Origin of the sequence: Desulfosporosinus hippei DSM 8344, from assembly GCF_900100785.1 — a bacterium.
Taxonomy (GTDB): Bacteria; Bacillota; Desulfitobacteriia; order Desulfitobacteriales; family Desulfitobacteriaceae; genus Desulfosporosinus; species Desulfosporosinus hippei.
Map to the genome: position 1 here is coordinate 61,649 of NZ_FNCP01000009.1, position 20,973 is coordinate 82,621.

General features: G+C 41.5%; 22 protein-coding genes. 3 read left to right on the plus strand and 19 right to left on the minus strand.

Going from position 1 to position 20,973, the window contains the following annotated elements; all coding sequences use genetic code 11:
* Position 1 precedes the first annotated feature (1 nt).
* The 9 genes from BLS16_RS09655 to BLS16_RS09690 form a co-directional block, all read right to left on the minus strand.
* A complete protein-coding gene (locus BLS16_RS09655) occupies positions 2 to 1,291 on the minus strand; it encodes a (Fe-S)-binding protein (protein WP_092332726.1) in 1,290 nt (429 codons plus the stop codon).
* 2 nt (positions 1,292 to 1,293) lie between these two features.
* Positions 1,294 to 2,682, minus strand: coding sequence for an FAD-binding oxidoreductase (locus BLS16_RS09660; RefSeq protein WP_092332728.1), 1,389 nt, complete (start codon positions 2,680 to 2,682; stop codon positions 1,294 to 1,296).
* Between the two features lie 190 nt (positions 2,683 to 2,872).
* Positions 2,873 to 4,522 carry an L-lactate permease gene (locus BLS16_RS09665; protein ID WP_092332730.1) on the minus strand — a complete coding sequence of 550 codons (1,650 nt, stop codon included), beginning with the start codon at positions 4,520 to 4,522 and terminating at the stop codon, positions 2,873 to 2,875.
* A gap of 257 nt (positions 4,523 to 4,779) precedes the next feature.
* Positions 4,780 to 6,513, minus strand: a complete 1,734-nt coding sequence (locus BLS16_RS09670) for an L-lactate permease (protein ID WP_092332732.1) — start codon at positions 6,511 to 6,513, stop codon at positions 4,780 to 4,782.
* A gap of 192 nt (positions 6,514 to 6,705) precedes the next feature.
* Positions 6,706 to 7,425, minus strand: a complete 720-nt coding sequence (locus BLS16_RS09675) for a FadR/GntR family transcriptional regulator (RefSeq protein ID WP_092332734.1) — start codon at positions 7,423 to 7,425, stop codon at positions 6,706 to 6,708.
* 165 nt (positions 7,426 to 7,590) lie between these two features.
* Positions 7,591 to 7,779 (minus strand): hypothetical protein, encoded by a 189-nt coding sequence (locus tag BLS16_RS23150; protein WP_143015520.1) that lies wholly within the window; start codon positions 7,777 to 7,779, stop codon positions 7,591 to 7,593.
* A 147-nt stretch (positions 7,780 to 7,926) separates the two neighbouring features.
* Positions 7,927 to 8,685, minus strand: a complete 759-nt coding sequence (locus tag BLS16_RS09680; protein WP_092332736.1) for a LytR/AlgR family response regulator transcription factor — start codon at positions 8,683 to 8,685, stop codon at positions 7,927 to 7,929.
* Positions 8,682 to 10,382 carry a LytS/YhcK type 5TM receptor domain-containing protein gene (locus BLS16_RS09685; protein WP_092332738.1) on the minus strand — a complete coding sequence of 567 codons (1,701 nt, stop codon included), beginning with the start codon at positions 10,380 to 10,382 and terminating at the stop codon, positions 8,682 to 8,684. Before BLS16_RS09685 ends, BLS16_RS09680 begins: the two co-directional genes overlap by 4 nt.
* Positions 10,383 to 10,442: 60 nt before the next feature.
* On the minus strand, positions 10,443 to 10,910 hold the full coding sequence (locus tag BLS16_RS09690; RefSeq protein ID WP_014902027.1) for a hypothetical protein: 468 nt from the start codon (positions 10,908 to 10,910) through the stop codon (positions 10,443 to 10,445).
* Between the two features lie 205 nt (positions 10,911 to 11,115).
* On the opposite strand from BLS16_RS09690, the gene BLS16_RS09695 reads away from it, so the two are divergent.
* Complete coding sequence (locus tag BLS16_RS09695) at positions 11,116 to 11,628, plus strand: hypothetical protein (RefSeq protein WP_092332740.1); 513 nt, start codon at positions 11,116 to 11,118, stop codon at positions 11,626 to 11,628.
* On the opposite strand, the gene BLS16_RS09700 is transcribed toward BLS16_RS09695, so the two are convergent.
* From BLS16_RS09700 to BLS16_RS09730, 7 genes are all read right to left on the minus strand, one after another.
* On the minus strand, positions 11,623 to 12,393 hold the full coding sequence (locus BLS16_RS09700; RefSeq protein ID WP_092332742.1) for a pseudouridine synthase: 771 nt from the start codon (positions 12,391 to 12,393) through the stop codon (positions 11,623 to 11,625). The genes BLS16_RS09695 and BLS16_RS09700 overlap by 6 nt on opposite strands.
* Before the next feature lie 25 nt (positions 12,394 to 12,418).
* Positions 12,419 to 13,822 (minus strand): phospholipid carrier-dependent glycosyltransferase, encoded by a 1,404-nt coding sequence (locus tag BLS16_RS09705; protein ID WP_092332744.1) that lies wholly within the window; start codon positions 13,820 to 13,822, stop codon positions 12,419 to 12,421.
* Entirely contained in the window at positions 13,807 to 14,607 is an 801-nt protein-coding gene (locus BLS16_RS09710) for a glycosyltransferase (protein ID WP_092332746.1), read from the minus strand. The genes BLS16_RS09705 and BLS16_RS09710 overlap by 16 nt, the downstream gene beginning before the upstream one ends.
* Before the next feature lie 52 nt (positions 14,608 to 14,659).
* Positions 14,660 to 15,199 (minus strand): spore maturation protein, encoded by a 540-nt coding sequence (locus BLS16_RS09715; protein WP_092332748.1) that lies wholly within the window; start codon positions 15,197 to 15,199, stop codon positions 14,660 to 14,662.
* On the minus strand, positions 15,196 to 15,777 hold the full coding sequence (locus BLS16_RS09720) for a nucleoside recognition domain-containing protein (protein WP_034597102.1): 582 nt from the start codon (positions 15,775 to 15,777) through the stop codon (positions 15,196 to 15,198). Before BLS16_RS09720 ends, BLS16_RS09715 begins: the two co-directional genes overlap by 4 nt.
* Positions 15,778 to 15,876: 99 nt before the next feature.
* Positions 15,877 to 16,320 (minus strand): GerW family sporulation protein, encoded by a 444-nt coding sequence (gene ytfJ, locus BLS16_RS09725; RefSeq protein WP_034597104.1) that lies wholly within the window; start codon positions 16,318 to 16,320, stop codon positions 15,877 to 15,879.
* Positions 16,321 to 16,327: 7 nt separating this feature from the next.
* Positions 16,328 to 16,972 carry a DUF2953 domain-containing protein gene (locus BLS16_RS09730; RefSeq protein WP_176786121.1) on the minus strand — a complete coding sequence of 215 codons (645 nt, stop codon included), beginning with the start codon at positions 16,970 to 16,972 and terminating at the stop codon, positions 16,328 to 16,330.
* A 195-nt stretch (positions 16,973 to 17,167) separates the two neighbouring features.
* On the opposite strand from BLS16_RS09730, the gene BLS16_RS24550 reads away from it, so the two are divergent.
* Both BLS16_RS24550 and BLS16_RS09735 read left to right on the plus strand, forming a co-directional pair.
* Entirely contained in the window at positions 17,168 to 17,293 is a 126-nt protein-coding gene (locus BLS16_RS24550) for a hypothetical protein (RefSeq protein WP_282433730.1), read from the plus strand.
* 366 nt (positions 17,294 to 17,659) lie between these two features.
* On the plus strand, positions 17,660 to 18,568 hold the full coding sequence (locus BLS16_RS09735; RefSeq protein WP_092332752.1) for a DUF4474 domain-containing protein: 909 nt from the start codon (positions 17,660 to 17,662) through the stop codon (positions 18,566 to 18,568).
* A gap of 94 nt (positions 18,569 to 18,662) precedes the next feature.
* On the opposite strand, the gene scpB is transcribed toward BLS16_RS09735, so the two are convergent.
* Genes scpB through trpS form a run of 3 tightly spaced genes read right to left on the minus strand, consistent with a single transcriptional unit; the run spans position 18,663 to position 20,963 of the window.
* Entirely contained in the window at positions 18,663 to 19,214 is a 552-nt protein-coding gene (gene scpB / locus BLS16_RS09740; protein WP_092332885.1) for an SMC-Scp complex subunit ScpB, read from the minus strand.
* Between the two features lie 6 nt (positions 19,215 to 19,220).
* Entirely contained in the window at positions 19,221 to 19,988 is a 768-nt protein-coding gene (locus tag BLS16_RS09745; protein ID WP_092332754.1) for a segregation and condensation protein A, read from the minus strand.
* Positions 19,989 to 20,963: a tryptophan--tRNA ligase gene (trpS, locus tag BLS16_RS09750; RefSeq protein ID WP_092332756.1), complete on the minus strand. Its 975-nt coding sequence runs from the start codon at positions 20,961 to 20,963 to the stop codon at positions 19,989 to 19,991.
* Positions 20,964 to 20,973: the final 10 nt, after the last annotated feature.

The window sequence follows — 20,973 nt, forward strand, 5'->3', positions numbered from 1 at the left end:
TTTACTTCTTTTTGCCAGCTCGGTATGATTCCGCCAAAATTTGGACAGTATGCACAACTTCTTCATTTATTCCGGCATTTTCCACTCCGCTTTTTAGCTGTAACCTACATGCTGGACAACCTGTTGCCACTGTATCAGTGTGGGTTAACTCAATATCCGCTGTCTTACGATCAGAGATCTGTACAGAGAGATCAGGGTGCACAAGGCTGAAAGATCCAGCCATCCCGCAACAACGCCCTGGTTCTTTCATTTCAATCAATTCCACACCCGGAATACTCTTTAAGATTTCTCGCGGCTCCTTATTAATCCCTTGTCCACGATTCAAGTGACAGGGATCATGATAAGTCACTTTACGATTTACTCGTCCTAAACCTTCTTTTTTGAAAGGTACTTTGTGAATCAGGAATTCGGAAATATCGTAGGACTTGCCAGCCCATTTATCGGCTAAGGCCTTAAACTGCGGATCATTGTCTAAAAGTTCACCAAAGACATGCTTCCAAGCAGTTCCTCCGGACGAACATGCCACAACCAAAGCATCCGCGCCCAGCTTCTCAAATGCTCTTAAATTCCTTTTTGCTAAAGCACTGGCCGAGGCAACATCTCCATTTACTGAGGCGGGAATTCCACAGCATCCCTGCCCCTTAGGAATTACAACTTCGATATCATTTTCTTTAAGAACCTCTACAACCGCTTTCCCAATATCAGTGTAGAAGTAATTAATCATACATCCGGTAAAAAAGGCCACTCTCATCTTCGGTTTTTCGACTTTAACAACTTCCGGAAACTCCGAACGCAGTGTCTTACTGGCTAACATGGGGAATACTTTATCCGTGCCAATCCCAATATCAAAACGCATTCTGGCAATACGATCACTTTTATGAGGTACGTGTTTTAAGGCCACACCTTGAAACATACTGCCTGTTTTCATTCCAAAATCAAACATCCGCTGCATCTTAAGCGCCGTAAAGGCAATCTTTTTGACAGGGTGCAGACCCTTTTTACGAACAGCTTCAGCCCGAGCAGCTAAAATAATTTTGTCAAATCTAACTCCACAGGGACAGTTATTATTACAGGCCATACAGGTTGTACACAGAGAAAAACGCTCTGCCAGCCCTTGAGTCATTTCAGCTTCTCCTGAAAGGAGGAATTCGACTAAGCTGATCTTTCCTCTTGCCACTGCAACTTCTTGGCGAGTTTCCTTGTAAATAGGACAAACTGCCATACAGTTTCCGCATTTCATGCATTTATGGAGTTCTTCGGTAATCGAATCCAGAGAATTATATACGGACACGATTAGTCCCTCCTCACTATTTTCCCAGGGTTCAACACATAGTTGGGATCCAGGGCTTCTTTCATACTTCGCAGTAATGCAACACCGGCTTCGCCAAATTCCCAATCCAGGTATTTCATTTTAGCAACTCCAATTCCGTGTTCCCCGGAAAGAGTTCCGCCTAAAGAAATCGCAGTTTGGAATATCTCATCCACGGCTAGGTGAACACGCTTCATTTCGTCGAGATCTCTCTCATCCGTTAATATCGTTGGATGTAGGTTGCCATCTCCGGCATGACCGAAGGTAGCAATGTTGAGCTTATGCTTGTCAGCGATTTTACGAATTGCTTTGATCATATCGGGAATTTTACTTCTGGGAACGGTAGCATCTTCCAGAACCGTGGTCGGCCTTTTTTGAGCTAGCGCTGGAAGCGCACTTCGACGTGCCAACCATAATAGATCCCGCTCTTTATCATCCTTAGCAATTTTGACATCGGCAGCCTGTTCTTCTTTTAAAATCTGCTCGACCAAAACGGCTTCCCGTTCAACAACTTCTTTATACCCGTCTACTTCAATTAGCAAAACTGCTTCAGCATTTAAAGGAAGTCCAGCGTGAACAAAATGTTCAACGGTTTGGATCGTAACCTTATCCATAATCTCAAGTGTAGCAGGAATAATCTTATTTCTGATAATCGACGCTATAGCTTTTCCAGCCTTGTCAACATCATCAAAAACAGCCATAATACTCTTACGAGCCTCGGGTGCAGGGATTAACTTCACGAGAATTTCGGTGATTATTCCTAAGGTTCCTTCTGCACCGGTAAAGAGAGCTACTAAATCATAGCCAGTAACGTTTTTAACTGTTTTTCCACCCCAGCGAATGACTTCCCCGTTCGCTAAGACTACTTGCAAACCCATAATATAATGCTTAGTAACACCATACTTGAGTCCTCGCAATCCGCCAGAGCATTCAGAAACTGAACCGCCCATAGTAGCCGTTGTGACTGTCCCTGGATCTGGTGGATATATTAAGCCAAACTGTTGTACAGCGTTATTCAGATCTTGAATAATTACTCCAGGCTGAACCGTTGCCGTTAGATTATCGTGATCCACTTCCAGGATTTTATTCAGGTTAAGCATTGATAGAACGATACTGTCCTCAGAAGGAATAGTACCTCCACTTAAGTTCGTGCCCGAACCACGTGGATAGACCGGAATCTTATAGCGATTAGCTATCTTTACAACTTCTGCAACTTGCTCGACATTAAGGGGTGAAACCACGACACCCGGCTTATGATGTTTCATCGCAGCCGTCGCATCATAAGCATAGGTCAGTAAGTCTTCCTGCTCCGTGAGGACGTTTTCCTTACCCAATACTTTAATTAGATCTTCTATAACTTCACGAGCTAGCATTCATCTACCCCCTATAGTATTTTTAAACTATAAATTTCGTCTGATAGTCAGACCACCTAACCATATATTAATTCAATTGTTAATGTATTTCAATATGTAAAACGCATTTTATTTCAAATAAAGGGGAAAGGTTAAAAATATCCTTTCCCCACTTTAGGTTTATTTATTCATTTTTTACATTTATTTGCTTTTATTGAATAATTGGAATCATTCCCGGTACGACATACGCCTGTAGATAGGTCATAATGCAAATTAGCAGTAAGAGAAAGATTGAATGCTTGAATGTAAACCTGAATAGATCGGATTCTTTACCCACTAAACCAGTAGCGGCCGTCGCTACTGCTATAGATTGTGGAGATATCATCTTTCCTACAACTCCGCCTGAACTATTAGCGGCAATAGTCAGAACAGGGTTTACTCCAACCTGTTGAGCCGTGACATTTTGAAGTTGTCCGAACAAGGCGTTTGCCGAAGTGTCTGACCCTGTCAAGAATACGCCGAGCCAACCGAGAACTGGAGCGAAGAAGGGAAACAAATGACCCGTTCCCGCAAAAAGAATCCCAAGTGTATAAGATAATCCTGAATAGTTAGCAATGTAGGCAAAGCCAAGTACAGAGCTTACTGTAATGGTCGGATAGATTAGAGTTTTTAAAGTTGACCGTGCTACTTTTGCTCCCCTGGCTGGACTAACACCGAGAATCAACATTGTAATAATTGAAGAGATTAAAATCGCAGTTCCAGCTGCGGCAAAGAAGTCCCATTTGTAATAGGCTGAATAAACTGCTGGCTTTGTGACAATTGGCGTAGTTTTTATAACCAAGCCATCAAGCCCAGGCCAATGGGGAATGTTAACAAACCATTCCAGCTGTTTGGTGACAAAATTTTTGAAGCTTGTTGTACCCCAAATTCCAACCATAACAGTCAAAACTAAAAATGGAGACCAGGCTTTAAGTATCTGACCGCTGGAGTACTTTTTATATTGTTCGATTTTCTCACTTTTCTCATTTGGAAAACGCCAAATGTTCTTCGGTTTCCAAACTTTAAGCAGTGCTGCAGTAGCAATTAGTGAAATCAGTGAAGAAATAATATCGGGTAGCATTGGTCCGAGATAGTTAGAAGACCACCACTGGGCTATTGCAAAGGTAAAACCTGAAACCGCAATTGCAGGCAGAACCTCTTTAGCACCTTTCCAGCCAGCCATTAAAATAATTAAATATAATGGTATAAAAACGGAAAGGAAGGGAAGTTGACGACCCACTGCAGCAGAAATTATATCTGCATTGACACCGGTTACTGCACCAGCGGCAATAATCGGAGCGCCAATTCCTCCGAAGGCTACCGGAGCGGTATTGGCGATCAAGCAAAGGCCTGCCGCATAGAGGGGTTCAAAGCCCAGACCGATTAAAATCGCACCAGTAATTGCTACAGGAGTACCAAATCCAGCAGCACCCTCTAAAAAAGCGCCAAAGGAAAAAGCAATTAGAAGTGCTTGGAGACGACGGTCGTTGGACAAAGAAGCGATTGAACTCTTAATAATATCGAATTGACCTGCTTCAACAGTTAAGTTATACAAGAACACTGCAGTTACTATAATCCAAGCAATCGGGAATAACCCATTTAGTATTCCAAGGGCACTTGCTGAAAGCGCAACTCCCAGTGGCATCTTGTATACTAGAATAACAATAATATTCGTAAAGATCAGCGTGGTTACTCCAGCTATATGCCCTTTCATGCGTTTTACCGCTAAGGCCCATAGTAAATAGAATATAGGCAAAGATACCACTAATGCGGTAAGTCCAATACTACCTCCTAGCGCCGAATAGTTTTGTGTCCATTGCATTTATAACTTCCACCTTTCATTATGTTTTGACTTGCTGTGTTCGAAATTCTAACTATTATGGAATTGTTTACGTTTCTCAGTTTAAATATTCATTTTTTGTTTATAAAACTTAGAAATTAGAAGACTGAAGCTTGCTTCAGTCTTCTAATTTCTAAGGCTTTAATCTCATCAATTCCGGTAGGTAGTATCAAATACTTTATTTACACTAAATTAACAGGGCTGACCTAAATAAATTAGGCCAGCCCTGTTGGATTTTTTTATTTCATTACTGGGATCATCCAGGTGAATACGTAGGCTTGCAGCCAGACTAAAACACCCATTAACATTGCTAACACAACGCTGTGCCAGAATACTTTCCGGAAAATAACTCCGATATTTCTGACCCCCTCGTCAGCGTCAGCATAGCAAGCAGCCGTGGCAACCGTAATACTCTGAGCATCGATCATTTTACCCATAACTCCACCTGTACTGTTAGCAGTAACCATGAGGAGGGGATCAAGATGCAACTGCTGAGCGGTTACTAACTGAAGGTTACCGAAGAGCGAGTTTGACGCTGTGTCACTACCGGTAAGGAAAACCCCCAGCCATCCAATCATAACTGCAAAGAAGGGATAGAATGTCCCTGTTTTCGCAAAGGCTAAAGCAAGGATAACGTCAGTTCCTGCATATTTTGTCATGTAACTTAAGCCAATAACTAAAGAGATAACAGAAAGAGGAATTTTCAAACGGACAATTGTCGTAACAAGAATTTCTTTCCACTGAGCTGCTGTGACCCTGAGAAATAAGATTCCGGTAATGAAGGCTGCAATGAGAATCCCTGTTCCTGCCATAGTAAATATATTGAAGCTAAATACCGCTGCTTCTCCGGTTTTAGCCACAGCTCCAGCAGTTACCGGTGCTGTTTTGAACACTAAACCATGAAGATAGGGAATGTTAAAACTAGGATTAAAGAGAGATGTCAGCCAAGCCTTGATATCGGGGACACCCCACATTGCTACAAAGATCGCTAAGAAAATCCAAGGCATCCAAGCTTGAAGAAGAACTGGAAGAGGATGTTTTGGTATAACTTTAGGTTTGCCGGGATCTCTGCCCTCTAATTTTGCATAAGCCATTTCGTTGGTAATAACATTTTTTGGTTTCCAAATTTTCAAGAAGATTGAGGTAATAATAATACTCATAATTCCAGAACCGATATCTACAAGCATCGTCATTTGAGCCTCAGCCATCAGGAACTGGGTGACAGCAAAGGAAGCTCCTGTAACGAGAATTGCAGGCCATACTTCAAAGACTTCCTTAAGTTTGCCTTTTTCCATTATTACCAGTGTTGCGACTAACCAGAAGGGAATGAGGATTGAGAAAAACGGTAATTGTCTGCCTGCCATCATAGTAATCATGCCGTCCGGGATACCAGTGACTTTTGCAAGAGTGAGTACGGGTGTTCCGATAGCTCCCCACGCAACCGGCGCTGTATTGGCAATCAAGCAGACAACTGCAGCTGTCAAGGGACGGAAACCTAAACCAACCATGATAGCACCAGCCACTGCTACGGGAGTACCAAAACCCGAAGCCCCTTCGATAAAGGCACCGAAGCTAAAGGAAACGAGCAAGGCCTGTAAACGACGATCCGGTGTAATTCCGGCAATTGAGTCTTTAACTATTTCGAACCTACCGGTAACAACTGTCATTGTGTATAAGAAAATTGCCCCGAAAACAATCCAGCCAATAGGAAACAATCCGCTTATCACACCATACCCAAAGGCCGCGGCAGTTGAAGCTGCAGGCATCTTCATAACAAAAACGCATATGAAAAAAGTAACAACAACTGCAATAGCAGCTGCATAGGGGGCATAAATTCCTAAGATTCTTTCACCGTTTTTAGCTTTATGAGGGTGGAGGGCTAAAAAGTAGAGTAAAGTCAGAATAGGTACAGCTGCTAAGAATACAGAGAACCAAAAGTTACCTGTCGGGTTATAATTCTGTAGATAGGTCAATGATAAATCCTCCTTCCAAAATATGACGTCCTTAATGAGAATAACAAGTCCGAGTAAACTAAATCTTTTCCAAGCATTCCTCCTTACAAATTACCCATAGACCTACTTAAATTCCTAAGTATTGTAAATTTACCAGGAATCACTTTTGTTATTGTTAAATTTCAGCTTAAGGATTTTTAATGATCTGACTCCTTATTTACTGTCATTAACTATGTATTTTCTAAGATTGTTCTCTACCCCTACTAGATGATCCAACATCATTTTTTGAGCACTTTCAACGTCCCGATTCTTTATAGCCTCATATATGTTAAAATGCTCATTAAATAACTTCTGTGGAGAATCTTCATGTTCGAAAAGCTTACTTCGATTGCTTTTTAGGCTCTTTCGAAGAGTATCTGAAAGAGTAGTCATCAAACGAAAGAGAATTTTATTATGGGCTGATTTGGCAATTGCATAATGAAAGTTATGATCTGCTTCTTCACCCAATTGATGCAATTTTAAATCTTTTCTCATAATTTCCAGCGCTTCGGACATGTCGTTCAAATCATCTATATTTGCTCTCTCTGCCGCCAAACCGGCAGTCTGTACCTCTATAATTTTTCGTGACTCATAAAGTTCCAAATCTGTATTCTTTTCGATCACCAACATCCAGGCTAAAGGGGTTACTACGGATTCTGCATTTACCCGCCTGATATATGTTCCTTCTCCGGAACGAACTTCTACCAGTCCCATCATTACAAGAGCACTAAGAGCTTCTCTTATCGAGGCACGGCTTACCTTAAACCGCTCTACTAATTCCCTTTCTGAAGGCAGGCGATCTCCGGGTTTTAGATGACTTTGGGCAATTTGTTGGCTGATCTGATCAACAATCTGTTCATAAACTTTTAGGGTTTTGATGGGTTTAAGTATCACCCTTTTTCTCTCCTCGCATATCGGGTTGTTTCAAAATAAACCTCTTTGGTTTTAAGTCGAAGGCCGTTACTGTTTTATAGAGTAAAACGCTGTATTAAATCCAGCAAATAACAAGTTCTTTCATGCCTTCATGAACCGATCTATATCCCAGGCAATCCTTCCCGACTATTTATTCTTCGATAAAAAGTGAAGCAGGTCTTGACCTGATTCACCTGATTGTTGTATGTTGCCGCAGCAGGTCGGTACTCCTGCTGCAGCTGCTGTTCCTTTGATGGTCGGACTCGACTTCCCAGCTATAGCTGCCGTCAATGCTGGAAGAGAATGGATGGTCATCAGACCATTGAACCCGATCATTTAAGTAATAAACAAAGAATATAGTATTGTGTGAAAATTCTCTAGATTCTTTGCATGAAACACATAAAATTTGACATGAAATTATGAATTAACGTAATGTTTTGCATATTCATTTTTAAACAAAAAAAGTGTTCATTTATTGAACACTCAAACATCAAGCCGTTCTTTTAGTTTTTTGATATAAGTTCGACTAACTGGAATTTCTGTTGCATTCTCATCGATGATAATCTTATAGGTTGAGTTAAACCAAGGAATTACTTCTTTAATACGATCCAAGTTAACAATGTAAGCTCTGTGAGTTTGCAAGAACTGGGCTGGATCCAATCTCTCTTCAATTTCGTGCAAACTGAACGTCGTGGGCCACATTTTGTGTTCTGTTACCAAACTGGCATAGCGACCTTCAGCAACTACATAAAGCAATTCCTGCGGGTCAATCAAGACAACTCGTCCCTTAGAGGTAGCTGCAAGTTTGCGCGGTCGTTGTTTAACCCCTATTTCTTGAATTAAACGTGATATTTTTTGCGACAATTCCTGGTCATGTGGCTGTAAACGTTGTAGGATACGATCAATTGTAACTTTCAAACGTTCCAGAGAAAAGGGTTTAAGAATATAATCCACGGCATTAAGTTCAAAAGCGCGTATAGCATGAACATCATAAGCGGTAGCAAAAACAACGGATGCCCGAATATCCAACTGTTGAAGAGCTCGAACAACATCAATACCATCCATATCTTGCAGATGGACATCCATAAAGATAACCGCCGGTTGCAGGTTGGGAATTCCTTCAATAGCCTGCACCCCACTTGAAAACTCACCGATGATCTCCATTTCAGAATTTTTCTCCAACAAAAATCTTAGTTCTTCACGCGCCGGTTGTTCATCGTCTACTAGTACTATTTTGATCATAATGTCACTCCTCTAAGTACACTTCTTGAAATGGGTACTCGAAAGGAAATAATCGTTCCCACACCAAGGATACTTTCAATCAGTAGTCCCTGTCCGTAGAGTCTTAATAAACGTCGATGTACGTTCTTTAGACCGATTCCTATCTCAGCATCTTCCTCTTCAACTCCTTCAAAAATGTCGCGCAGCTTAAAACTAGATATGCCTATTCCATCATCTCGAACTATAATTTGTATGCTATCACCATCTTTGTGGACATGGATTGAAACTGTACCCCCGCTATCCTTAGGTAACAGTCCATGTCTAACTGCATTTTCAACCAGTGGCTGCAAGACTAGCGGTGGCAATATAATATTCTCAGTTCCTGTCTCAATGTTCATATCTACTTTTAACTTGTTGGAAAATCTAGCCTCTTCGATAGCCATGTAGGCTTCGACATGTTTACATTCTTCCCGTACAGTGTGGAATGAAACCCCTTGACGCATATTGCGGCGTAAGAATTCACCCAGAAAAATAAGAACCTCCCGCGCTTTTTCCGGCTGACTCCTGATTAAACTGACTACAGTATTTAAGGTATTAAATAGGAAATGAGGCTGGATCTGAGCTTGAAGTGCTCGAATTTCAGATGCAACGCTTAACTCTTTCTGGTGTTCAAGATCGGCTAATTCAAGTTGAGTGGAAAAAAGTTTCCCCAGTCCTTCAGCTAAAGTTACGTCGATAATTGATTTACCCCGCCGAGCACGATATAGAATTAAAGCTCCGATTGTCTTTTCACCAGGGCGCAGAGGGACAGCAATAGCTGAGCGCAGAGGACAATTCGGGTACTTGCACTCAATTTCCATTTCAGATATCTGCATAGATTTACCATCTCGTAAGACTTTATGCCCTGCCTCAGTCATAAATGGTTGTCCTATAAAATGGTGATCCGATCCTAAACCGACATAAGCGATTATTTGCTGCTTATTGGTTATTGCCACTGCTGCAACATTGGAAATTTTTTGAATAATTTCAGCAGCTTTTTGAGCACTTTCTAAATTTAAACCCTTCCGAAAATAAGGCAAGGTTATATCGGCTATTTGCAAGACATTCTGGGCTTGTAGGGCGGCAATCTGTTCTTCCTCATGATAAACTGTCTTAATAATATATAAAAAAAGACCCACTCCAAGCCCATTAAATATAACCATTGGCATGGCAATGACCATGATTAGGCTCCATGCTTCCTCAAAAGGACGGGCAATCATAAGAATAATAGCCATTTCCATTATTTGAGCTATTATTCCTAGCCCCACGCCGACCTTCCAATCATCGTTTTTATCCCTTGCCAGCCAATAAATGAGCCCTCCCAGCAAGCCCTGCAATATTGGAGATATTGCACAAGCTAAACCAGTAAACCCTCCATAGAATATGTAAAAGTGCAAGCCTGTAATTGCGCCAACGACTAAACCAACCAGTGGCCCGCCAAGCATACCTGCACTTACTGTTCCGATAGCACTCGTATTAGCCGCATTAGCGCCATTAATAGAAACTCCCGAATAGGTTCCTGCCATGGAGAATACGCCAAAAATCAGCATTAAGGTTAAGGTCTGACGCTTGTTTAGTTGAGAGTTCAAATATCGGCGAAAGACCTGACTCTTTGTCATTAGTAATGCTATGGTCACAATAATACTGAGCCTTTCAGCTAATATCTTTATTAAATCCATAGATTCATCCTCTTTTTCGTAGCCAAACAGGAATCATTTTACTTTTACTATTCGATACTATCAACGGGAATACTTTTGTTCAAGCAATCTCAACTCTTGTTGAAAGGACTGACTAAGCCGAAATAGTAATCTCTCCATATCCAGCCGGTGCAGAGAAATATTTTCAGGGCTTAAAAATTCAATTTTGCGAAATTCTGGTTTAACTAGGAAGGGCAGCAAGTCGTCAATATTTTCAACCCTCAGAGTTAAAATAATTGGTGCATAAGCAACTTCGTCGTGGTGACGACGTCCATTTTCTTCAGCGACAGTGTAGATATCTAAACTTAGATCGATATCTTCGATGATGATTCCTTGTAGTGGAACATTGCGCAATAAGGCTACTTGTTGCTCGCGCATCGTTTCAGCTACTAATTCCTTGCTCTTTCCTCCAAAGAAAAAGCGTCCAGTTTTCGATTCACCGCGAAAATCCACTCGAATCCGTACGCGGATGTGTTCTGTTAGGAGTTCATCTCCAATCCGAATCTTCATTACTGGTTCTCTCCGTTCCCCATCATAATCGTTCAACTTAAATTTAAGGCCCCGCTTTTTATAAAACGCCTATATTTAGATGAATCCTATAAAATATTCTCCATGGGTTTAATTTTATCCTGCAGGCCTTGCTTTAGGCTTAGAATTTATGGACATACTAAGAAAACTTCAACAGGTAGTATAGTTACAAGGAGGATAAAATTACATGCTTAAAACTGCAGTTGCAATTTTCAAGGGACAACAACAAACTAAAGAAGCTATCGAAGAAATACAAGGGGAATCCTTAGCAAATTCTAAAGTATCAGTTATTATCCGCAGTGAATACTTCCATCAAGGTCAATACCGTGAAGAAATCGCCAACGAGTTGGCATATTACCCGAGTGAAACCAATCACGACAAATATCACACCTGGCTTGTCCAAGCACCACCCTTTTTTGTTCCAAATCTAGGGGAGGTAATTGTAGCAGGTCCACTGGCCAGCGAGCTTATGCATCAGCCTCCCAGCCGTGGACTAGCAGAAGTCCTTTTAAGCTATGGACTTTCAGAAATACGGGCGCGACACTACGAGAATGAAGTTCGTACCGGACACTGGTTAGTTCTAATCCAAACAGAGCACGAAAAAATCAATGCTGTTGCCAACACCTTACAGTCTTATGGCGGTAGAGATATTGAAAAATGGAATAAGGAGCTTGATCATCCTGTCTACCCTAAATCATAATCCTACTTGAGATCGCAAGTCTTTGATTTCCTCTTTTGTTAGAGCTCTGTACGCACCAGGGGGAAGAGTGTTTCCCTGACTAAGAGATCCAAATTGAATCCTCTCCAGTTTAGAGACCGGATATCCCACAGCGGAAAACATACGACGAATTTGACGATTTCGCCCTTCGTGAATTGTCACTTCTAAAATTTCAATATGATTAGGTTTAAGCTTTTCGTTGCCTCTCTTCGAAACACCGCATACTCGCTGGACTTTAGCAGGTGCGGTGTTTCCATCTTCAAGTAAAACGCCTTGTCTAAGGCTTTCTATGGCATTAATCCCCATTGGACCTTTAATCCAAACGCGATAGGTTTTCTCCACTCCGTAGGAAGGATGCATCAGACGATGTGCCAACTCTCCATCATTAGTAAGTAGTAACGCTCCGGAGGTATCATAGTCCAATCTGCCAACCGGATATACTCTCGCTGAAACTTCTTTTAATAAATCAATAACCGTAGGGCGACCTTGGGGATCTTGAGCACTAGTAATCACACCTACAGGTTTGTTAAGAAGGTAATAGTGCAGTTTTTCTGTATGTTTGATAGGCCTTCCATCAACTTCAATGGAATCATCCACCCCAACTTTATAGCCTAAAACAGAAATCATTGCCCCATTTACTTTTACTCTACCTTCAAGAATAAGCTGTTCTGCATGTCGGCGGGATGCAACGCCTGCTTTAGCAATTACTTTTTGAAGACGTTCTCCATCCTCTTTCTCTTGGCTCATTATTCTTCCTTTCTGATTTTCGCTGCTAGCGTTTTGATAATTCGGAGGATAATCTGAGATCATAGATGCCCGGCCCAATTTCAGAATACTGGCTTTGCACACTTTTCCAGAATTTTTCGTTCTGCCCGCTTTGGGGAAGACGAACAAGGTAATCCCCGGGAAACTGTTTCAAAAGATTGAAAGAGGCTTGGTCATCAACAGTATTCAACCTAAATCCAACTCTCTTAGCATAATAAAATGTCATTGGCGGAGGATCGCTTAATATTAACACACTTGAGATTTCCGTATGATCTTTTATCCAATGTGCTTGACTTAGGTATTCTTGGTTCCATTGATACTTAGGGGTTAAATCACTATAGGAACCCTTATTAATCAAGGCCAAAAGCACAATCCCAATAACAGTACCAGGTAAGTTAGTAATACCGTCTATAGCATAAGCACTTAATAGGGCGACTAAAGGTAAAACAGGCACTAAGTAATAATCCAAGGGAATACGGGCACAAACTATCCCTATATACAAAATGCTGATTCCCCCCCAAACCCCAAAGGCTATACGTGCCGGTGAACGAAAAAAGCAGAGGCGTAGCAGCCCCAGGCCAGAGAGAAATAAAACAATATCTGTAAACCCACGCTCGACATTTTTCCCCAATACTTCCCAATTGATATTTGCTGAGCCGGCAACTTGCTCTGTTAATATTCCCGAAACAAATTGACTAGAAGAATCAACATTAAAATGTACCCATACATAATAAACCATTGGTGGAATAAGCACAATCAAACTGTAGCGGATTATTTGCCCTACCCTTTCTTGCAATGGCCAAAAACCTAATAGGAGGGCAACGGGAAACAGCATAAGCTGGGGAAGCTTAGCTAAGATTGCCCCAGCCATTAATAAGCCTGCTTGCCAACTCCCAGTCTCTTTTGTCGAAGTTCTCCATCTCCAAACCATAGCCAGCGCCCAGATACTCCATGCTTGAGCCATAGGTTCAGGCATGACAACTCTTCCATAGTAAATCGACAAAGGCATCAGGGAGTAAATCGCTGCGGCAAAAAGTGCAACCCGCTCACTAAATATCCTTCGGCCCAGGTCATAAATTCCTAGCACCGTAAACAACGCTAAAGAGACTGACCAGATCCGCCCCCATAAGTCCGTCCAACCGACAATTGTCCAAGTCCATGCTAATACATAGGGTAAAAAGGGAAACTCCAACTCAACATGTTGTGGTATAACCCCATCATAATTAAGCTGCGGTAAGAAAACCTTTGGAAAATCCAATAAATGCCCTAGCATATGAGTAGCCATGCTAGCTGTATCTGCCTGTCTCCACGCTTGATCATCAAGCAATGGATTCGTAATTCCACGCAGACGAAGTCCTAAAGCCATTAGTAAAATTCCTGCTAAAAACAAACGATTTATTCCTCGGCCCATTCTACTGTACTCCACTTATTACGTTTTAATCGGTAAATAAGTTGAAAGTAGCCCCAGATTGTAGCCCAAATTCGCATTTTACTGGCACCTTTTTTAAGTTCATAATGAAGTTTTAAGGGGACTTCTGTTATCCGTTCTGCGAATGGAGCAATCTTTAAGAGCAATTCAACCATCCCCGAAAAATTTCGACTCACAATTATATCCGGCCCATATTGGCGGGTTCCCTCAGCCAGAAGCTTAAGGCGATAAGCCCGATATCCACACGAATAGTCGCGGACACCTTTGATAGGAGCAAATAATTGCATGACTTTCCCAGCCCCCCAAGATAATCCCCGACGCCCTAATGAAAGGCCATGTTGTTCTCCTCCTTGGACATACCGCGAAGCAATAACCAGGTCTGAGCCTGAGCAGATTTCCTCATAAAGCAGGGGAATACAATCTGCTGGTTGAGTATTATCTGCATCCATCGTGATGACAATATCCGGACAGATTTTACTCTCACAAGTTTTTTTGTCTTGATCTTTAATGAGATAAGAGTGATTTAAAACATATTGGAAGCCACTGTTAATAGCAGCCCCCAATCCCTTATTTTGCTCATGATTTACTCCGTGTATGTTGTTGTAGTCTTGAGTATACTGATGAACAATATCTAAAGTACGATCTGTACTTCCATCGTTAACTATAACGATCTGGTGAGGAATCTGTGCACAGTTTGTTCTGATATCTTCTAATAGTTCAGCAAGTGCTTGATCCTCATTATACGCTGGCAAAACAATATATAGCATACTAACAATGCCCCCTTTTTAGGTTCATTGTTTAGTATGCACAAAGTACGTATCAATAAAACACTTTAGTAACTATCCAAACTGAAGCGATCAAACCAATAATATCTGCAAGTAAACCTAGCTTTAGGGCGTATCGATATTTTTTTATACCCACTGAACCAAAATACACCGTCAACACAAAGAAAGTTGTATCCGTACTTCCCTGCAATGTTGATGCTAAACGACCGATGTAGGAATCCGGACCATATTCATTGATTAACTGTGTTGCCACGCCCAAGGCACCTGAACCACTTAACGGTCGCATAATTGCTAACGGAATAATCGCTGCAAAATCAGGATCTAATCCTAGCATGTTGATGAGTGGCCGAAGCCAATGGGATAGAATATTAAGTGCCCCGGAATCAACGAACACCCGAATTGCGACCAACATCCCAATTAAGAATGGCAAAATTCGCACACCTGTTTTAAATCCTTCTTCCGCACCTTCTACAAATGATTCGTAAACAGGGACTCTTCGAAAGTAGGCTACAATAGGTACAAGTAAAAGGAGGAGTGGTATGGCCCATCTGGATATCTCTGCGATTATGTTCATAGCTTCCTCCTGCGACGAATTAAGTAATCTACAAGGATGGCCATGAACATAGCGCATCCTGTCGCAACTATAGTTGTTCCAATAATCTCAGTAGGATTAACGGAATTAGCTTTTAAGCGAACTCCAATAATCGTTGCCGGAATTAGAGTAATACAAGAGGTATTCAAGGCCAGAAAAGTGATCATCGCAGGACTTGCCACATCAGGTGTCGGGTTTTCTTTTTGAAGTTCTTGCATGGCCTTAAGTCCAAAAGGAGTTGCAGCATTACCTAACCCTAATATATTAGCACTTAGATTCATAATTATGGCACCTAGGGCTTTGCTATCTGGTTTGAGAGATGGAAATAGACGACGAATTGCAGGCCCAAAAATCCGGGCAATTCCTTTAACTAAACCTGCTTCCTCAGCCAAACGCATTAGACCTAACCATAAACTCATTACTCCGATTAGTTCAATAGCAACCTCTACTCCCAGTTCTGCTGCCTTCATTGCTGATGTGGTGACAGATTCAATGTGTCCGTTTAAGGCAGCGACGACTATACCAATTGCCAACATTAAAAGCCAGATGAGATTAACCATTTCCCACCCCCTGCCTAAATGTATGAAAAGGACAAACAAAAAAGAACGAGATACCCCGTTCTTTCTGCTAATCTTATTCTAATGGTGTGGTGATTTATTCTAGTCGCGGGCGATAATAATATCGTCCGTGGTTCTCTTTTTCTTCTGAAACATTCCACCGATTCTCTCCAATAAATCCGGAACAGTATCAATCAGTCGATCAACTACTACATTACTATCGACTGGGAGAAGTCGGATGTTGCCGTTGCCTACTACTAAAAACCCTACCGGTTGAACGGATACTCCGGCTCCGGCACCTCCACCAAATGGCAGCGCTGGTCCTTGCCCAGGCGTACCACCCCCAGAATGTCCGGAATCTTTGTCATCCGGCGGAGCAAATTCACTTCCGCCTGCCGCAAATCCGCAAGAAACTTTTGAAATTGGAATTATCACAGAGCCATCCGGGCTCTCAACCGGGTCGCCGACAATAGTATTTACGTCAACGATTTGCTGGATGCTTTCCATAGCAGTTTTCATTAATGATTCAATCGGATGATTCCCCATGTGTTGTCTACCCCCTTATACCCCGCTTGAACGTTCGTAATAACCTCAGTCCTACAAAAATAATATGGCCTATTCTGAGATGGAATATGCATTGAATGTCACAAAAGAAGCCTTCTTTTTTAAACTGAGGAACGACTACTATTGCTGGAGACTTTACTTCCATAGTCACTTGTCGATAAAGATAGGAAAGTGCAAACCCAAACATAGTCCAAAAAGACCCAGCTGCAATTGCCGTATGGCAAGCATCTTTGTATCCAATTTCTACTCGCCAATCGATAGACTTACAATGGATCCCTCTATAGAATTGGCTTTTAAGGTGCTTTAAATGCTTAGTAATTAGTGGAATGTTCTGCCACAGCCTACTAAGAAAGCCTCGCCGTATATAACGGACACGAGCTTTGGTTGTACTCTTGCGAACCCCACCTTTTAATTCTGCCACCTGCTCAAATTCAACTTGAGGTCCTTTTTCCCATTCCAATTGAAGGGTTGGAATTTGATAATATGCTCGCCAAATTCCATTAAAGGCCCTAAAATTTATATCTATATGATCTTCTTCTGCAATGCGTCTATAACGAAAATCTACTCGTATTTTTAAGGCAAAGCCAATTAGAAGTAATATAAGCATCGCGAGCAAAAAAGCTAAAACCCGCACTCCAACCCCTCCGCACATCATACATCGTCCTGGTGACTAACCCTAAAAGGGTAAGATTCCCCAAATAAAGCTTAATTATTCAATAAACAAATGTAGTATCTATCTAGAAAGTATTTCCTTCCTAACATCTGTATTTTAACCCGAATACTACAAAAACTAACCTGTCGCAAATTAGGAGAAATGGAGGTTTCAAATATGATGAGATTAAGAAAAGTTGATCCTGGCACATTTAGTTTTCTTGAGCCGGGCTGGTTTATTTTTCATGTGTTTGCTGTAGTTGGAATGATAATGTTGGGCATGGCAATTGAAAGAAAATATTAGCTTAATCAACATGGAATCTACAAGTATGAAAGATGAGAGTATAACATTTTAAACATGTTACACTCTCATCTTTCTGGAATTTCTATTGAATTACTTGTTTGCTGCGATCAAGTGACTCTTAGCTTCAGATGAGTTTGCCTAAGAGGAATACTTACTCCAGCTGAAGCTTAGAGGAACTTATCCAGGGACGTAGCAGCCGTTATCTCCTACTTATAGAAGATGGGAGTCTTACGGCTGGTAGTCATCGGATAAAGCCTTAGAGAACCTTATAATGAATCCCTTAAGCATGATTAAATTATTAAATCTGACAATTTCATGCACCTTAGTATGCCTAGAGCCAATAATATGTACTAAGGGGGGATAAGTATGTCCATTCAAATAAATAATGACAATTCCGGCTTTATAGCAAAGGGAATGACGAACTCAGAATTGGATAAAGTTGTTGAAATAGCAGGATACGATTATGATTCAGTGCAAGATATTTTCTATTCAACGATGAATCCATGGCAGAGAAAAATTGGATACTGTCGCCTTTTTGATGAAGCGGCAGCTCCTTTAGGAATGATCATCGATTGTGAACCTATTCATTTCGAATATAACAACAAAAAATGGATGATTGGCTTGTGGAAAGGACAATATGATTTAGTTTCCGGAGGAGAAATTGGAGTTTACACCGAAGCATTTGATTTAAAAATACCTGGATTTTTTACAGGTACTTTTTACAATTGTGCAAGCGATTCTGATCTTCTGCAAATGTCGTTTGTATTGAAGAAGAAAGGAAAGGTTCTTTTTAGACGAGAAGGAGAACATTGGTGGTTAACCGGCTTTAAACTTGGCGAATTCTCCGAACCCTCAGACTTAACTATGGATATAAATATTAATTTAAAAAACAGGCTTATGCGTGATGCCTTTATTGCCGGCCTTTATAATGCTGGGTATTCAAAGGCGGACTTAACGATAAACGGAAACTCAGTTAGCTTTTTATATGCTACTCCTCACTCCGAGCAACCAGTAACTCGTACGGTTGCCACTGACCGGATTATACAAAGAAAAAACGAATTATTCTGTGCTAAATATCAAGAGATCACCCAAGGTCTTGATAATCTGCAAGATAGAGTAGCCGCTATTGAAGAACAGGCCCCGGAGCTTTATCAAAAAATAATTAAAATGGGCAAGGCAAAACCCTTGTTTGGGATTTACGAAACCGTATTACTAGTATTTCTGGTTGCAGTGGCGACCTACCTCGCCTCTCGAGTACTCAGTGAAGATAACTAGTATTTCCTGAAATACCTGCAACTTATTCTATATATGAAAAAGCAATCTCCTCTTAGAAAACCTAATTGGAGATTGCTTTTTGGAAATACAAGATTTACTCTTCTTGTGTGCTTGCCACCTCATCATTGCTTAAATACTCAGTTTCTAAGTCAGGCAAATCATTTAAGGAACGCAACCCAAAATGCAGGAGAAACTGCTCTGTTGTAGCATAAAGAATAGGTCTCCCGGGGCCATCCTTGCGTCCCACATCTTTAACAAGACCTTTTTCCACTAAAGTTGCTAGGGCCCGATCAGATTGGACTCCTCTAATGAAGTCCACTTCACCCCTTGTCACAGGTTGCTTGTATGCGATTATAGAAAGCACTTCCAAGGCTGCATTAGACAATGCCTGGGCGGGCTGCTTATATAAGATTTCTATATATCGGGCCACTTCTGGCTTAGTTCCTAATTTGAAGCCGCCATTCATTTCTAACAAGGCTAATCCGCAAGAGTCTATAGCATATCGCGTTCGTAATTCATAAAGAAGCTCTTCAATTTTGGCTATGTCCAACTCCAGAATCTCACCGAGCTGTACAAGGGTAAGCGGATCCTTGGCAACAAATAAAAGAGCCTCTAAGGCAGCTGTTTCCGGCTCCCTAAACAGCAATTCCATCTACTCCTCTTCTGTAAATTCCCAAGCTTTTTCTGTTGGATACAGCATTATTTCGCTGAGCAGCGTTGCTTGCTCAGCACGCACCTTTCCTAACTTTAAAAGTTCTAAAAGCGCCAGGAATGATACAATTATTTCCATGCGCGTTCCAATCCTCATAAGCTGATTGAAGCGAAGCCCTTTGGGATGAAGTAGAACACGGCGCAATACATCCGCGAGCATAAGGTCAATGGCAATTTCATCAGGTTCAACATAGGTGATTTCTTCCCCTTTTTCAGCCCGTTCGATAACCCGACAAAATGCTTGCCAAAGATCGTCAAAGCTTATCCCCTTTAATGGATCTTCCGGCTTGACATCTGCTAGTAACCCCTCAATATTAACTTCTCGATAGTAAGATCGTCCCGATGAGGTTTCTATACTTTCAAAAACCTTAGCCGCTTGTTTGAAGGCTCGGTAAGCAATCAAGCGCTCAACCAGTTCCTGGCGTAAATCTTCTTCTTCTCTGGGGCTCTCTTCACTCTTTGGTGGTTTCGGCAAGAGTTCTCTTGATTTGATATAAAGTAATTGGGCTGCAAGAACCAGAAATTCAGTGGTTACTTCCATGTCCATCGATTCCATCCGACGCACGACATCTACGAACTGATCAGCAATTCGGGCAATAGGGATATCGTAAATATCAACTTTTTCTTGTTGTATGAGTGTTAACAATAAATCAAGGGGGCCTTGGTAGGCAGGAAGTTCAACTTGTGGGCTATTATTTTCACGTTCCATTTATAACCCCATGAGGTGGCGAACTTCTTTCATTGTCTGTGAGGTTGTTTCCTGGGCGCGTATAGCACCCTCTTCTAGAACTTTTTCAACTCGGCCGGGTTCTTCCCAATAGGAACGCCTTTCCCTAAACGGACTAATTAACTTCTCTAGATTTTCTGCCAGATTCCGTTTACAAGCGACACAGCCTATTTTTCCGGCTCGACATTTTTCTTCGATGTCTGCTACTTCAGGAGTGTAGATTTTATGAAATTTATGAACAACGCACACTTCGGGATGTCCAGGGTCATCTTTACGCAGCCGAGCCGGATCGGTTACCATTTGTTGCACCCGGGTCTTAATCTCCTCAGGAGAGGCCGTCAAGGATATGGCATTATGATAGCTCTTACTCATTTTCCGCCCATCTACCCCCGGCAGGAGAGGCACTTTGCCTATTAAAGCCTTCGGTTCAGGAAAGGCGGTTCCATAAAGATGATTAAAACGACGAGCAATTTCCCGACAAAGTTCAACATGCGGAATTTGATCTTCACCCACAGGTACAACATCTGCTTTATAGACCAAAATATCCGCTGCCATCAAAAGAGGGTACCCCAAGAAACCATATGTACCCAGTTCCTTACCCTGTTGACTTAATTGTTGAATCTGATCCTTGTAGGTGGGTACTCTTTCAAGCCAAGACAGAGGAGTGAACATTGAAAAAAGTAAATGAAGTTCCGCATGTTCTTTGACATCAGATTGAAGAAAGATAGCACTCTTTTGAGGATCAATCCCGACACTGAGCCAATCCAAAGCTATTTCTCTACGTAAACTTGGAAAGTCTAATTTATCTTCATATCCCGTCGTCAAGGCATGTAGATCAACGATCGAAAAATAACTCTCATACTGATCCTGAAGGGTCACCCAATTTTGAATGACACTCAAGTGCCCAATATGCAAAGCCCCAGTTGGGCGCATTCCGCTAAATATTCTACCTTTCATATTAACAATC